At 37.6% G+C, this 14,773-nt stretch carries 12 protein-coding genes and 1 pseudogene; 3 read left to right on the top strand and 10 right to left on the bottom strand.

From position 1 onward, the window contains the following. Positions 1-118 precede the first annotated feature (118 nt). The gene (locus MKY46_RS09085; RefSeq protein WP_036117191.1) at positions 119-340 is read left to right on the top strand and encodes a hypothetical protein; all 222 of its coding nucleotides are present in this window, start codon (positions 119-121) and stop codon (positions 338-340) included. Between the two features lie 337 nt (positions 341-677). On the opposite strand, the gene MKY46_RS09080 is transcribed toward MKY46_RS09085, so the two are convergent. The 4 genes from MKY46_RS09080 to MKY46_RS09065 all read right to left on the bottom strand — a co-directional run bounded on the left by MKY46_RS09080 (position 678) and on the right by MKY46_RS09065 (position 4,182). After that, positions 678-1,313, bottom strand: coding sequence for an ABC transporter ATP-binding protein (locus MKY46_RS09080; protein ID WP_036117189.1), 636 nt, complete (start codon positions 1,311-1,313; stop codon positions 678-680). A 6-nt stretch (positions 1,314-1,319) separates the two neighbouring features. Next, complete coding sequence (locus MKY46_RS09075; protein WP_155273167.1) at positions 1,320-2,735, bottom strand: hypothetical protein; 1,416 nt, start codon at positions 2,733-2,735, stop codon at positions 1,320-1,322. Positions 2,736-2,776: 41 nt separating this feature from the next. Further along, positions 2,777-3,559 carry a hypothetical protein gene (locus tag MKY46_RS09070; RefSeq protein ID WP_036117185.1) on the bottom strand — a complete coding sequence of 261 codons (783 nt, stop codon included), beginning with the start codon at positions 3,557-3,559 and terminating at the stop codon, positions 2,777-2,779. Positions 3,560-3,786: 227 nt separating this feature from the next. Then, positions 3,787-4,182, bottom strand: a complete 396-nt coding sequence (locus MKY46_RS09065) for a hypothetical protein (protein WP_051891561.1) — start codon at positions 4,180-4,182, stop codon at positions 3,787-3,789. A gap of 497 nt (positions 4,183-4,679) precedes the next feature. Here MKY46_RS09065 and MKY46_RS09060 point away from each other — a divergent pair. Further along, a pseudogene (locus MKY46_RS09060) lies at positions 4,680-5,114 on the top strand (HAD family hydrolase); the annotation flags it as partial. A 17-nt stretch (positions 5,115-5,131) separates the two neighbouring features. Here MKY46_RS09060 and MKY46_RS09055 read toward each other — a convergent pair. The 4 genes from MKY46_RS09055 to MKY46_RS09040 all read right to left on the bottom strand — a co-directional run bounded on the left by MKY46_RS09055 (position 5,132) and on the right by MKY46_RS09040 (position 10,784). Continuing rightward, positions 5,132-6,682: a hydantoinase/oxoprolinase family protein gene (locus tag MKY46_RS09055; RefSeq protein WP_330494062.1), complete on the bottom strand. Its 1,551-nt coding sequence runs from the start codon at positions 6,680-6,682 to the stop codon at positions 5,132-5,134. Then, on the bottom strand, positions 6,675-7,778 hold the full coding sequence (locus tag MKY46_RS09050) for a DUF917 domain-containing protein (protein ID WP_036117181.1): 1,104 nt from the start codon (positions 7,776-7,778) through the stop codon (positions 6,675-6,677). Before MKY46_RS09050 ends, MKY46_RS09055 begins: the two co-directional genes overlap by 8 nt. Further along, the gene (locus MKY46_RS09045; RefSeq protein WP_036117179.1) at positions 7,775-9,043 is read right to left on the bottom strand and encodes a cytosine permease; all 1,269 of its coding nucleotides are present in this window, start codon (positions 9,041-9,043) and stop codon (positions 7,775-7,777) included. Before MKY46_RS09045 ends, MKY46_RS09050 begins: the two co-directional genes overlap by 4 nt. Positions 9,044-9,179: 136 nt before the next feature. Next, positions 9,180-10,784, bottom strand: a complete 1,605-nt coding sequence (locus MKY46_RS09040; RefSeq protein WP_036117176.1) for a PucR family transcriptional regulator — start codon at positions 10,782-10,784, stop codon at positions 9,180-9,182. Positions 10,785-10,897: 113 nt separating this feature from the next. On the opposite strand from MKY46_RS09040, the gene MKY46_RS09035 reads away from it, so the two are divergent. After that, positions 10,898-11,788, top strand: a complete 891-nt coding sequence (locus MKY46_RS09035; protein ID WP_155273166.1) for a pentapeptide repeat-containing protein — start codon at positions 10,898-10,900, stop codon at positions 11,786-11,788. A 35-nt stretch (positions 11,789-11,823) separates the two neighbouring features. Here MKY46_RS09035 and MKY46_RS09030 read toward each other — a convergent pair whose 3' ends face one another. Together MKY46_RS09030 and efeB are read right to left on the bottom strand one after the other, a co-directional pair. Beyond that, complete coding sequence (locus MKY46_RS09030) at positions 11,824-13,539, bottom strand: FTR1 family iron permease (protein WP_036117175.1); 1,716 nt, start codon at positions 13,537-13,539, stop codon at positions 11,824-11,826. Continuing rightward, complete coding sequence (efeB, locus tag MKY46_RS09025; RefSeq protein WP_036117173.1) at positions 13,514-14,773, bottom strand: iron uptake transporter deferrochelatase/peroxidase subunit; 1,260 nt, start codon at positions 14,771-14,773, stop codon at positions 13,514-13,516. The genes MKY46_RS09030 and efeB overlap by 26 nt, the downstream gene beginning before the upstream one ends.

The raw sequence follows: 14,773 nt of genomic DNA, 5'->3' as shown, positions 1-14,773 counted from the left end.
GGGCTCATTTGTGCATGCAGAAACACTTCTTTTCTAAACGCTGCTTCTCGAAAGAAGGTATTCGCATGTGAAAAACAGAATATATTGATAGCATTCTAAGAGATAAGGTGGTATATGAATGGAGAAAAGAGTTGTCTTTGACTTTGAAATTGAGTTTACAAATGGAGGTGGCATACAAGGGCAGGAATTCCGTCTTGATCTTAATGGAGATGATATATCGGACGAAGAGCTAGCAAAGTATATTGTGGAAGATATGCGCTTGCTTATGGTAGATAAGGTGCAAATCCTCAATAAGAAAATTATTACTGAAAAGCATAAGCGAAGCACTCTTAATGAGTAATAAGAAAGGATATGGAGCTAGTATTGCTTTTGATTTAAAAATTTCCTTCATCCTTTATTTATCAGCAAATGCAAAAACTCCATTTTGAAAAAAATGATCAAAATGGAGTTAATCTTTCTAACTAAGTATGGAATTTTTATAAGAATATTTAATCAATTAAATGAGCTTCTAATGCTTCTTCAATTTATTAAAATACCATAGTCTGTAAAAATCTTCATCATATTTTGGACACTTATAATCAATTGCTATTTGAGAAAGGTCCTCTATTCACTTATAGCTTTTAGAAGTTGATCCTTCTAATTATAGCTTCTGAGTTAAATTGTTAATAATATTACTTTTATAACTTCTCTAACTTAAATTTATTTATTCTATAAACTTCATCACAAAGAAGATCGATATCCTCTTGATTATGACTGGTCATAATAATTGTTTTCCCTTCCTTATTATAATTAAGTAAGAGGCTACGTAAGTTTTCTACACTTTCAAAATCTAAAGCATTAAATGGTTCATCTAATATTAATACTTCTTGATTTTCCATAAATGCTTGTGCTAAAGCTAGCTTTTGCTTCATGCCTAGTGAATACTTCCGTACTTTCTGTTCAGCTGTGGGCTGAAGTCCAACTAATTCCATTGTTTTAATGATTTGCTCATCATCAATTTTATTCTGTATCATAGCCAGAGATTTTAGATTTTCAAAACCCGTTTTATTTCCTAAATATCCTGGCCTATCAATTATGACTCCAAAGTTCTTAGGAAAAGTTATATCCTTATGTAAATATTCTCCCCTGATTACTATTTCACCATGATCGGGTCTAACAAATCCACAAATCAACTTAAATAATACAGATTTCCCAGAACCGTTAGGACCTACAATTCCATATATTTTCCCCTTTTCAATAGTTAAATCTATATCTTGAAATATAGTTAAGCCCTTATAGGACTTTTTGACATTTCTTACTTCAATAAGGCTCATATATAGTCATACTCCCTCAAATATATATTTTTTGTTAAGTAAATAAAATATACATACCCCTTCAACTAATACTATAAGGATCAAATACAATGATACGATCATTGGTGATGTGCCATATATCAAATGGCTGTACCCATTTAAACCCACTGGAATGTATTTATAACCAGGGAATAATAATGCGATAAAGATGCCTATAGTAACCAAATTGGTTGAACTGCTCTTTGAAACTATTTGTAATGTAATCGACAGCAGAATGTAAATGCTTATTTGTAGAAAGCCATTGATAAAAAAGTGATATAGCAAAGAAGTAAATTTCATATCTTCCACTACTGTCACTCGAAAGGAAAATTCAATGCCCTTAAAATATGCCACTGTTAAAGTCAATATAAATATAAAAAACAAATACAATATTGCCATTAATAAAATATTACGCAACCATTCGCCCATCCATTTAAACATAGAGTTGTAGCGAATAATTTTGTAGTAGCTCAACTCAGAAAACTCACTTGCTAAATAGATTTGTGCCAAATATAAAAAGCCGAAGAAAATTACTATGTAATACAAATACGACAAAAAAGTATAACCCTCAGATGATGTACCGAAAAAATTAAGGAGAAATAGATCAATTACAGTATTACTTCGGGTATCTGCCATAAAGTAAGTTCCTAATACTAATACAAAAAGGTATACTACTATGCCCGTCTGAAAAGAAGTAAAGCTGACTATTTGTTTTCCATCTTTAAATTGCACGGCTAAATAGATTAATCCAAGAGAAACAATTGCTATTAAAGGGATAGTTAATGTGTTATTCCAAAGATTTAATGTTTGGAACATAACAACATAGTTTGATAAAGACAATTTCGCTAAATACTCAGGGAAAAGTTTCCAGGATACAAAAGAAAATATATATAGAACCGTAACAACAAAGCTTATCCATCTCCATGACTGAAGAAAGACATATATAGTAGTAACCGACATTAAAATAATAAATGTCGTAATAACGAACATAACTATTTGATATAAAAGAGCAAGAAGAGGGAGATCAAAATACTGTCTCATAATGGCAGTAGGTTCGAATAATTTACTTCCAGAACTCCATTCACTTGCAAAGGGAAGCCCTATACTCATGATGAATGCAACTAATAGCCAAACTATAATCGTCAAAGCTAAATACAATAAAATTTTCTTAGAAGCCATGAGTACCCACTTTTTATATGAGCCTAATCTGATCAATATATGATATTCAAAGCCTTTTACTAAAAAAGTTACATAGAAATATAAGAGGAATGGTAAAACGAAATAAATAATTAAGTTAACATCACTTAATAATATTATTAGTAGATCCCAAGCATTAACAGGTGCATAACTTTCAATAATTGTTCTTCTTATTCCAAAACAATAAATAAAAATAACGAAACCCAACACATTCCACCTTAACTGCAGCAACTCATTGATAAGACTTCTCAAAATAACCATTCTGTCGAATTCCTTCTCTTAAGATATACATAACTCACAATCACAATTATTAATAAAAACATAAATGGTACAAATACAGTCCATAAGTCTTGTTGCATTATAGAGTACGGAAAAACTGTATATAATGGTGCAAACTTCGAAATACCTAACACAGCAGAAACAAAGCTCATTGCTTGATACCATACAAATGGTATCGATAAAGCAACAAAGGAATTATCTAAGATCAAGCATAAGATTAAAGGTAAAGTAGCATATAAAACTCCATTGATACCTACCCAGAGGGAGTATATAAATCCATACATAAAAGGTCCGTAAACTAAGAGTTGATCGAATGTTACCGTACCAGGCATATTCCCACTATCTCCAATATTAGTGATGAATGCAAATTGGGGGTTTATATATTGAGCAAAGAGGAATGGTAAAAACGCATACAAAAATGAAACCCCAAATGAAAGAAGTGCATTTACTATGATTTTAGCGTTCAAATAGATATTAAAATCTATTCTTATTTTGGTATATGTTAAATAATTATTATTTCTCTCATGAATGATTGTATCTGCAAAAACGAATAATACTAAAATTGGAAAAATCATTGCTCCAATACCATTGAGCAAACGCCCATAGAGATCAATATTGTCAGTGAAGGAATAGCCTTCATGGATTATTAAATATTGTATCCATACGGGTAAAATAATAATAAGAAACCAAGTTAGAACTCTATTAAACGTAAGTATTTGCTTAAATTCAACCCCTATTTGTTGTTTTAACATCTCTCTCTCCTATTCTTCGACTTAAAATAACACATCTAAAATAACGGTAACTTTACAAAATTCTAGTTTCCCTAATTAATAGTATCAACTCTAAAAAAGATAGATTAAATAGTAATTAATGAAAGGAGTAAAATAAAAAATAAAGTTTACTTATTAACAAAGACCATGTGGATTTAAAATCCTCATGGTCTTTAAATCTGTTTAAACAGGTTGACAAAATCCGTGAATTAGTTACCTTGGAATGTTCCAGTAACGGTGATAGGTAAAAATGATGTTACATCAGAACTGAATCTTGCTTGTATATATTTATCTTTTTTAATTGAATTTTCTAATAGATAGCCCTTATTAACATGAGATAAACGTACCCAAGGACCCGTATTTGTAAGTTTTGCCGTCTCTGCTCTTGCATCTAGTTTACTCTCGTTAGAGATAGAATCAATAAATAAATATCCATCCTTATCTGAGATAGATTTCTGTTGATATCCATCAGCTGATGATTGATTTAAACCAGGAACAGACGCATTGATGTTACGGGGCTCTGTAAGAGCTTGTACGTTTAACACGCCAGTTGTTAAAAGACCCAAGGAAAGTACTCCCGCTATTACTTTGCTATTTTTTTTCATCTTAACTTCTCCCTCCAACTAATAGTTTTTCCACTTAATTCAACTATAACTCGGTAAATTTTCAATCTCTAGAATGAGTAAAGGATAAAACTTTTGAGAAAATAGTAAATTAAATATCTTAATGTAATGGAATTTTCCTCATTATAAAGGAAATATATTCACCTCTCATCTGCATAAAAAACCCATTACTATTTGAATATACCATTATTCCATATTTTTTACAATATTATATTTTGGAGGTTACAACTTGAGACATTTATTTACTGCCTAACAATATCTTGAAAATTTTAGAGGGAAAGTTTAAAAACTTTTGTGTAACCTTATTCAGCAAATCTGCTTTGGTTCGTTTCAATATCTTTCTTCACAATCTTTATAGCAACTTCAAAAAACTATTTCACTTTCAGAAATCTACGAAGCTGAAATGATTTTTAATAAATTTTTACAAATTCACAGCTAGTTGAAAGCGATGCTATTTGATTTAGACGATACATTACTGAATCGAAGACTTTTGGAATCGACAGTTCCCTTGTTGTTTTTCTATCAATCAAAATACGTTGAATATTATCCATTCTATCAAAAAGCATGTACAAGTTGGCATTATCACAAACGGGTCGGCTCAGAGACAAAAAGCAAAAATCATGCACACTCATTTAACTAGCTGTTTCAATCTCCTCATTATTTCTGAGGAAGTGGGCTACAGCAAGCTTGACAAGCGCATTTTTGAACTTGCCTTAAACAAGCTTCAAGTGCAACCAGAAGATGCATTAATCGTTGGAGATGACTTAGAAAAGGATATTGGCGGCTATCAGCATGCAAAGATCAAGGGTATATGGTTCAATCCATATAGGCGCAAAAATGATACTGACATCAGACCCTATGCAGAGATTCATTCGTTTGATCCATTAGCAAAAGGAAGAGCCCTGTTTGACTAGGACTCTTCCTTTATGTGTTAGACCATTTTCCCTACTACTTTTACCTTTAATCTTGTTGCATTTTCTGGATGATAGGCTAGTGGTGTTTCTTCTACTTCTACCAGCTCAATCGTCTCCTTAATGGCTCCTGCTAATACTGCTTGTTTCACCGCTTTACTTTGGGCATCCTTTAATGATTCCTCGCGAGGTTCCTTGGCATAAATATAAATTTGCTCATATTGACCACTAATTTGCGCAATAGAGGCACCGATGGCATTCGCCACACCACCATATTCATTTTTCACAATAGTGGAAACGCCTCGAATCTGCTCTGGCACGATAATCCCCCCACCGCCTACTAAGACCAGTGACACATCCTCTGAGGAGGTTTTCATCTTATCAATGGCCTGCTCCAGTAAGGAAGAAATTTCTTCTTGAACGGCTTTGGCAAATGCTTCATCTATATGTGCGACTAAAGTGGGGTCGCCTACTTCTGCTAAGCCTAGACGGACAGCGATATCCGTTGTTGTTAAAGTCGAGCCACCAAAGACAAGTGCCTCCTCACTAATTTGATAGCCTACACTATCTGGTCCAACGGTAATTTTGTCGCCGTTCACACGAACAATACTACCACCGCCAAGACCAACTGAAATAATATCTGGCATCCTAAAGTTTGTCCGAATGTCTCCTACTTCCACAGCAACTGAAGATTCTCGTGGGAATCCATCCTGTAATACGCCTATATCTGAAGTCGTTCCCCCAACGTCCAGCACCATTGTATTTTGAATTTGGGATAAATACGACGCTCCACGAATACTGTTTGTTGGCCCACAGGCAATCGTTAAAATTGGGAATTGTTTTGCATAATCGATGGACATTAACGTACCGTCATTCTGACATAAATAAACGTCTACATTAAAAATACCTTCCGTTTGAAGCGCCTGGACAAAGCCCTGTGTTGTTGTCTCAATGACCTTACATAATGCCGCATTGAGAATCGTTGCATTTTCACGTTCAATTAGCCCGACAGAACCAATTAATGAGGAGCAGGAAATAGGAAATTCCTCGCCATAGACCTCTTGAATCCATTCACGAACCTGTAATTCTTGATCGTTTTTAATAGAAGAAAAGACACCAACAATTGCAATCGATTCTACTTGGTCGTGCCATTCCTCTAATAGTTTTTTAATTTCTTCTTGATTAAGAGCACTTAATAATTGACCATCGTATTCATAGCCACCATGTGCAATCGCATAATGACCCGACAATTGATCAATCATATCCGCTGGCCAAGCTGTATAAGGAAGTACTGATGCCGTTGCTGGATAGCCTAACCGAATAACACCGACTTTTGCTAGCTTTTTACGTTCAACAATGGCATTTGTACATTGGGTTGTCCCTAACATTGCATGTGTTATTTTTGCTTTATCAATATTTGCACCCTTGAGTAATTGTTGCAAGGACTTTTCAATACCCGTTTTAATATCTAAGCTTGTTGGTGATTTCACACTGTAAATAAGTTGACTATTATGATCTAAAAGGATGGCATCCGTATTTGTTCCGCCTACATCAATTCCAATTTTATACATGTTTTGCTACCTCCTTTTTCACCATTTCCTCAATTGGCATGTAATCATAATTATAGCCAAAGTATCTTGGTCCTGCTGTTTCAATGCCTTTTGCTGTACGCCACTTTTCATGTGCTGGTAAGCCAATCACACGCACACGTTTACCATATTTTAAGCTTTCTGTTGTAACAGGCAATAATGTTTCATAATCCACCAAACAAATTAAGTCTGGCGTCATCGCAACAACCTGCTCGTTTTTCTCTGCTAATAAGTTTTCATTTTGGAAATGAACCTTCATTTGATCGTTTTTATAGGAATCAATCCCTTCAAGATTCATTTTACCTAGATTAAAGCCACCTTTTGTTTCACGAATAACATCTACTATTTTTCCTTGGAATAGCTCATAGCCCTCTACAAGCGTTAAAAGATTTTCTAGCTTATCGTTCACCTCTTGATCTTTAGAGGCAATAATTTCACCGATTTTTTCAGAAAGCGTCACAATATGATGAACACCACTTTTCTTAATTTGTGCACCGGTCGTAGGATACAAGCTCACTAATGAACTTGCGCCCATCTCTACCGTTGCAGTTCGGGCGAGACGCTCCGTCCATTTATTATCAATGGTTTCAAAAATACCAATATTCCCTTTTTCATCTGTGATGGCCATTGGGGTTGCCGAAATTCCATCTAGGTTAAAGGTCACCATTTGTAATTCCGGGAATGCACGACCCATCCCGTCGCAATCAATCAGCGGTAATCCAAGCTGTGCAGCTACTACAATCGGAATCATCGAATTGACGCCGCCCGCTTCCATTGGATAAGTGCCTGCAATTTTTTCTTTTCCTAAATATTGAGCAAGCTTTTGGAATACCTTGACAAATTCATCCCCACGTGGAAATTTTTCTACTAACACGGAAGGTGCACCCATCATCGCTGCTGGAATGAAAAAGTCATCATCCCCAATTTCATCCACCGAATACAACTTCACAGGCCCATTTTTTTCGATGGCAGAAAGCGCCATAAGTTTCCCAATGTATGGATCTCCGCCTCCACCTGTTCCTAGAAATGCTGCACCAATGGCAATATGTTCAATAGCTGCTTGATCTAAATATCTCATCTATGTTCCTCCAGTATGACCGTTTTTTGTATGGATAGACGATACCCAATATAATAAATAACGAATGAAATAATAATGCCAATCATCGGTTGATTTGGCAGTGATGGCAACTCAGGGAATAAAGAGAATACCACTGGCATACAGGCAATCATAGCCCCTACTAACCAAGAAAATACGCCTAATCGATTGACCCCTTCCACCTCATGCCAGCTAGCTGCTTTGCCTTTATGAATCACCCAATAGGAGGCAATCATCACCCCTGCAACAGGTGGAATCATGGCCGATAAGATCGACATAATAGGTGTAAAATAATTTAATATCCCAACTACCGCTAAAATTGTGCCAATTGTTCCTGCAACCCCAATCGCTAAGCGCTCTTTGTTTTTGGCAACATCGAACACATTAATTAAAGCGATACCGCCAGAAATGGCATTGACCAAATTCGTTTTCCATGTCGCTAAAATCAAGCCAACCCCGCCAATAAACGGTGTTGCGATATGCAGAAAGACAGCTGTAATATCACTTGTCTGATAGGCAATCGTTAAGATGGCTCCTACCGCAATCATTAGTACACCAGCTGGAATAATGCCCAATGCAGCAGCCTTGACTACATCTGAACGCTTTTTGGAAAATTGCGAATAATCTCCCGCTATGACAGCCCCTAAAGCAAAAGATCCAATCGTTACAGCTAAACCATCCATAAAGTTCATATTCCCCTGTGGCTGATAGTCTCGAATAAGCTGTAGCTGATCGCCCGTTAATGTTTGCCCTAAACCGTAAAGGCAAATGATGACAAGTAATGGTACGGCGATATAGCTTAATACACGTAACACTTTCATTCCATAAAGAGCGGATACGACCATCACCATACCACTTATCAATGAAGCAAGCGGAATAGGTATATTCAAATGATAGATTGCTAGTAAATTCGCTAAGGCAACGCCACAAACATTGGCCTGAATACCAAACCAGCCTAAGCAAGCAATGGCTAAAATAATGGACAAAATAGTACGAGAGCCTTTTTTACCAAACACTTGCCCTGCCACATGAACAGTTGGTTTTCCTAAATCACTGCTTTGCATTCCTTGTAAAATCATAATGAATACGACAATCGCGTAGCCTACAAAAGCGACAGCAAGTGCCTTTGATAGACTCATATTTGTTATGAGTGCGTTACCTACTAATAAACTGGGAATACAAATCATGGCACCCGCCCAAATAATGCCTAAGCTATACCATGATTGACCTTTGTTTTCGTTTTGCATATGACTCCCTCCTTGTTATTGCTTGATTGGTTAATGTTCTTCATTATAAAAGAAAGGGTGGTTTCACGTCTTTTGCGTAAATGAAAAAAATAATCTGAAATTTTGTTCAAAATGACAAAATTTCAGATTATTCTAATCAATCATTAATTAATCGATACAGCATACAAGCCATATACACATCGTAAAATTCTGCGTATACTGTGACATCTGTGCCAATCAACTCACTAATTTTTTTAATGCGATATTTCACTGTATTTTTATGAATATAAAGTAGCTCTGCACAGCGCTCCACACTAGCATTTGCGTCTAATAAAAAGGTAATTAAGGTCTGTAAGGAATCATGATCGCGCAAGATAGGTTCAATGACAGACAAATACTCTTCAATCATTTCTTCTCCCTGTATACTGACATCCATCGCCCTTTTCATGGAGCGTACTTCCGCTGCCGTAAACAGCTTTTGCATTGGATAAATGGTATGGGCCTTGTCCCCCACCTGATTGACCAATTGATACATTTGACGAACAGACTTTGTATTTCTCATTTTGGGCGCATAAACAATTTCCGCTATTTGAGCAGTATAGCTTGTAGTATCGTTAAATTCAGTGGCAATTTCAAATTCATGATGTTTATACAAACAATTCCCTAGTAACACAATTATACAATGATCAATGCATTGTATCACTCTTGTTTGGTAATACTTGGACAGCTGCTCTTCTAATTCATCGCGAATTCTTTTTTCGTCCGCTAAATCATGCATGTAGACGAGCCACATCATTTGAATGGCGGAAACATCTATATGAAGGAGATTCGCTAATCTTCTCATTTTTTCACTTTCATCATTAATAATGGCTTTCACTAAGGCATACTCACTTACCTCATCATGCTTGTCCCCCCATAAATTAATGGCTACTTGCACAACCTCACTTACTTTTTCAATCGTTTTGGCAGGCAGTTTTGTATTTTCTTTAATTAAGAATAAAAAGAGGGGCTCGCCATTTTTCTGATGCACTCTTTTATAGTCAACGACACAGGAGACATCACTTCTTTCTAGCTCTAGCTTTCCTGTTTCGTGCTGGAAGTTGGCCTGCGAGCATTCTTCAATAACGTTCGCTACATCTAATGATGAATTTCGTGGCCACATCACTTGATTCACAATATCAAAATGATTATTTGTGAGCACAATATTGGCTTTCAAACGATCTGAGAGCATTTTCAGCGTAATTTCAACACTTCTTAAATGCTCTGGCAGTAAGGATACCTTTTCCAACGTTTCTTTCACAAAATGATCATTCACACCTTGATTGCTAACAATTGCCTCCATTACCTCATAAATTACCTCGTTATAACGCAGTGAATAATCATTTCTTGGCATACAAATGATAATAAATCCTTGCGCCTCCGCTAAGTCAAGCACTTCCTTTGGAATATCGGGCAAGACAATACCGACATAATATAAAATAAGACCAAGCTCTCCTAAATCATGTAAATGCTGAATCGTTTCGCATTGCTGCTCCACACTATCTCTTATGGAGTAAAAAGAGCTAATGACAATCTCTTCTGCATACCATTCCTCTTGCACACGATTAATAATTTTAGAATAAAAATCAACATTGGATACCTCTAATACAGATAAGGAAGATACCGTACGATGTAAATTATTTCGACCTGTTAGCACCTCTGCCCCCCGAAAGGATGGCAATTGTAATAATTCATTGACCGTTACCCCATGCTTCACCACCACTTTTCTTCACAACTCTTTTGAAGAAGAATACCATATCCCCTACGATCTTTCAAAATACAGTTTTATCCTTATTTTAACTGCTAGTCTGTCTTTAATAATAAACTATTAACTATATGAATGAGGTAAGAGAGGACAATGAGGATGTCACATCAGACAAAAAGAGCTACCTCTGTTGGCAAAAAATCCGTGAAAGCTTACAGGCGGATTGCCAAAGCTATTTCGGCTTATGCTGTACCGCTTTAAATATCGTTGCTTCCAGTGACTTTGCCATCAATAAACCAGCTGGCTCCCCATGCCCTAATTTACAGGATGACTATAGCTGTCATATCCATAGCAAGCTACAAGACACAGGCTTTAAAGGCTGTACGGTTTTTGATTGCTTGGGTGCTGGGCAGCAAGTGTCACAGGTCACGTTTCATGGACAAGATTGGCGACAATCCCGTGAGCATGCTGACAAGTTGTTTCGGGTTTTCCCAATCATGGAACAGCTTTACGAAATGCTTGCTTATGTAGCTGAGGCCTTATCCTATCAGGTGAACAGCACGCTTGATGAGCAGCTTCTAACGCAATTGGAGCAGCTACAACAAGCAAAATCACTTGATGCCGATGCCTTATTAGCACTCGATATGATGGCTATTCGTATGCCTGTCAATGCGCTATTACTACAAACAAGCGAACAAATTCGTCAACAGAGGCTGAAAGGCAAAATCACGCGACATTTGAATCAGCGTGGAGCGGATTGGATGGGCAAAAATTTAAAAGGCAAGGATTTACGAGCGACTGATCTAAGGGGTAGCTATTTAATCGCAGCCAATCTTCAAGATGCTAATTTACAAGCAGTAGATTTCATCGGGGCTGATTTACGTGATGCCAATTTACGTGGGGCTGACCTTTCGACAAGTCTGTTTTTAACACAAATGCAAATGAACGCCGCACAAGGTGACCGCTCTACTAAATTGCCTTCCTATCTGAAACGACCTGCCCATTGGCAATCAAAAAGGTAGATGGCGGTTTACGTACGCTCATCTACCCTTTATCGTTAGGCTCGTTTCTTTTTATAGATTATAGTAGCTGCTACTAACACAAGTAAGATTGCCTGCCCAATGATGGTTTCCGCTGTTGGATAGAAGCCAATCAGGCTAATGACAGGTAAGCCATCAACAATCGTCGTGGACAGATTATCCGTGAGCTGCAATGTATGCAGACTGACACCAATAATTTTAAAGGCTAATACATAAATAAGCACCGTTGCGACAGCAAAAAATTTATGAATGGGAATTTTGCCACTTGCTTTAAATAATACAATAGCCAGTACAGCAAGTATAAGCAGTGCTACAACAATCCCAAGAATAAATTGCGAAGTCTCCATTTTCGGTGCAATACCCGCGTAAAAGACTAGTGTTTCGGCTCCTTCACGGAAGACCGATAAGAAACTAATGGCAGCCATCGCAAAAATAGAACCACTGGAAATGGCATTGCCCATTTGTTTCGAAATATAACGATTCCAGCTGACTACACTTGATTTACTATGCAGCCAAATACCAACACCGATCATCATCGCTGCTGCAACTAGCCCAACATAACCTTCCATTAATTCTCGATTCGTATCAATTGTTGCTGAATTCAAAATCGTGGACATGAGGATGGCAGCAATGGCTGATAATAGAACGCCGACAAACGCTCCAACATAAATCCATTTGCGCATCTTATTCTGTCCTGATTTATTGAGGAATGATACTAAGGCTAAAATAATCAGTAACGCCTCTAGTCCCTCACGCAGCAAAATTAATGCAGCATCCCAAATTGTATAATCTGAATCCCCTTGAATCAGTTCGATTTCAGTACGGAAAGTATCTAATTTTTTTGTGATTGCTTGCTGATCGACGTTGGATTTTAATAAATCACTTGCGATAATCGGCATATCACTTTCGATTTTCGTATAAAGACTGCCATTACGTGTGGAAATTTCAATCTCTACACTTGGCCAAATGGTAATAAACTCACGTATTTTATCAGAAGCCGCCTGATAATCACCAGCATCAACAAAGTCCTTTGCCTCATCGATATAAGCAATCAATGTCGCTAACGAATAGTCCCCTTCAACCACTTCAGCTGTTTCGTTACCAGCCACAAAATCCTCAATCGTTTGCTGCAAATCCTCAAATTGAGATTGCATAAGGGCTATATCTGGCTCCTCTGCCGAAATGGCGATACGTAGAAACGCCATTTGTGTTTCGATTTGCCCATACATCGCAATGCTTTGCTCACGCACAGGGCGCTCATTTTTATTCCATTTGCTATTAAAATCTTTGTAGGCTTCATCAATAGCCTGAATGTCCCCACTGGCTAAAGCTTTTTCGAAGTCTGCCATGATCGGCTTAAACTTTTGCCCAAACTCTGCTCGCTGTGCCGCTTCGTCCACTGGATTTTCAAGTTTTTCTAGGGCACGTAATGCATTCGACAGTGCCGACAACGCCTCTAAACGCTCGTCTTTGGATGTTGCTTCAGTAGCCTGCGCAAGCATTTCATCGACCTTTGCTTTGGCATCTTTCTGCTCTGAAGAAACTTTAGCCCAGTCCGCAGCAAATTGTTCGAGCGCCTGCTTGGCCTCCGTCTCTTTATCCTGCTTCGTATTCATCAGTGCATCACTAATCGCAATATATAAATGGCTATAAGATTGCGCTGCCTGCACAGGTAGAGCTAAAGTTAGGATTAAGGCAATGATAATACTACAGCGCGTTAAAAAGTGCTTCACCTAAATAACTCCCCTTTTGTACACCAGGGAAGCAAGCAAACACGGCACTGCCTCGATGGGTAATGTATTCATTCATTTTATCCATACGCCCTAAGCTATTTTGGATTGTTGTAAATTGGGCTGGGTCTTTTTGAAAAGAAATAAAGATTAGCCCTGCATCATGGGTTCCTGTATTCGACATGACACCCGATGCATACGAGTAAGAACGTCGTAAAACACGTGCACCCGATTTACGTGCTAAATGAACATGTGACGTATCAGGCATAATATAATTGCCCTTGTCATCCTTTGCCTCTACATCAAAATCATCAAATTCCTTTGTTTTGCCAAATGGTGCACCACTGTCACGATAACGACCAAATGTAGCCTCTTGATCTTTCAATGATGTGCGATCCCATGTTTCAAGATGCATTTGAACTTTTCGTGCGATTAAATAAGAGCCGCCCTTTAGCCAGCCTTTATCCACCCACACAATCTTATTTAAGTCTTTTTCATCCGTAATGGCTGGATTCACCGTACCATCCTTGAAGGCAAAGAGATTTCGAGGTGTCCCTCCACCAGCTGGAAACGAGTTAAAGCCAGCCTGTGACCATTTAATCTCTACTTTACCAGAAGCAGCTCGTACTAAATTGCGCACTGCATGGAATGCCACCTGTGGATCATCTGCACAGGCTTGAATACACAGATCACCACCTGTATATTCCTTCTGTAGCTGATCTTTAGGGAAATGTGGTAAATCCTTTAGCTCCGCTGGTTTTACATGCTGCATTCCCAGTTTATCGAATAGCGAAGGACCTACACCGATAGTAATCGATAAATTGGCTGCATCTAAGCCCTCTGCCTCTCCTGTATCACCTGTTGGTACTCTCGTATTCGTCGAAACATCGACCATTAATTCACCATTCATTAAACGCACAACAAGAGGTGTCCATTGCTGGAACAACTCTTGTAGTTCCTTCTTCGATGTCACTAACACATCTAAAGAAGCAAAATAAATATTCGTTTGAACAGGTGTCACGATACCCGACTGGTGCTCGCCATAGAAATTGATCTTATTGCTAGCCGTCGTGCTATCTGCTGCTGTCTCAAAAACATCATAGCCCATCGCTTTCATGACACCACCCAAACCGGAGGCACCGATGGCAACACCTGCCACACCGATGCTTGTCAGCTTCAACATATCACGTCTAGAAATTTTTTTATTAATCAATTTTTCTTCATTGGACGTTGTCAT

The organism is Lysinibacillus sp. FSL M8-0355 (assembly GCF_038008985.1).
In the GTDB taxonomy this organism is placed as follows: domain Bacteria; phylum Bacillota; class Bacilli; order Bacillales_A; family Planococcaceae; genus Lysinibacillus; species Lysinibacillus fusiformis_D.
This window is presented reverse-complemented; position numbering and strand designations above follow the sequence as displayed.

Coding starts and splice junctions, on each gene's coding strand:
- MKY46_RS09085 (WP_036117191.1), top strand. CDS start 119: ATGGAGAAAAGAGTTGTCTTTGACTTTGAAATTGAGTTTACAAATGGA.
- MKY46_RS09080 (WP_036117189.1), bottom strand. CDS start 1,313: ATGAGCCTTATTGAAGTAAGAAATGTCAAAAAGTCCTATAAGGGCTTA.
- MKY46_RS09070 (WP_036117185.1), bottom strand. CDS start 3,559: ATGTTAAAACAACAAATAGGGGTTGAATTTAAGCAAATACTTACGTTT.
- MKY46_RS09065 (WP_051891561.1), bottom strand. CDS start 4,182: ATGAAAAAAAATAGCAAAGTAATAGCGGGAGTACTTTCCTTGGGTCTT.
- MKY46_RS09055 (WP_330494062.1), bottom strand. CDS start 6,682: ATGTATAAAATTGGAATTGATGTAGGCGGAACAAATACGGATGCCATC.
- MKY46_RS09050 (WP_036117181.1), bottom strand. CDS start 7,778: ATGAGATATTTAGATCAAGCAGCTATTGAACATATTGCCATTGGTGCA.
- MKY46_RS09045 (WP_036117179.1), bottom strand. CDS start 9,043: ATGCAAAACGAAAACAAAGGTCAATCATGGTATAGCTTAGGCATTATT.
- MKY46_RS09035 (WP_155273166.1), top strand. CDS start 10,898: ATGAATGAGGTAAGAGAGGACAATGAGGATGTCACATCAGACAAAAAG.
- efeB (WP_036117173.1), bottom strand. CDS start 14,773: ATGACAACGTCCAATGAAGAAAAATTGATTAATAAAAAAATTTCTAGA.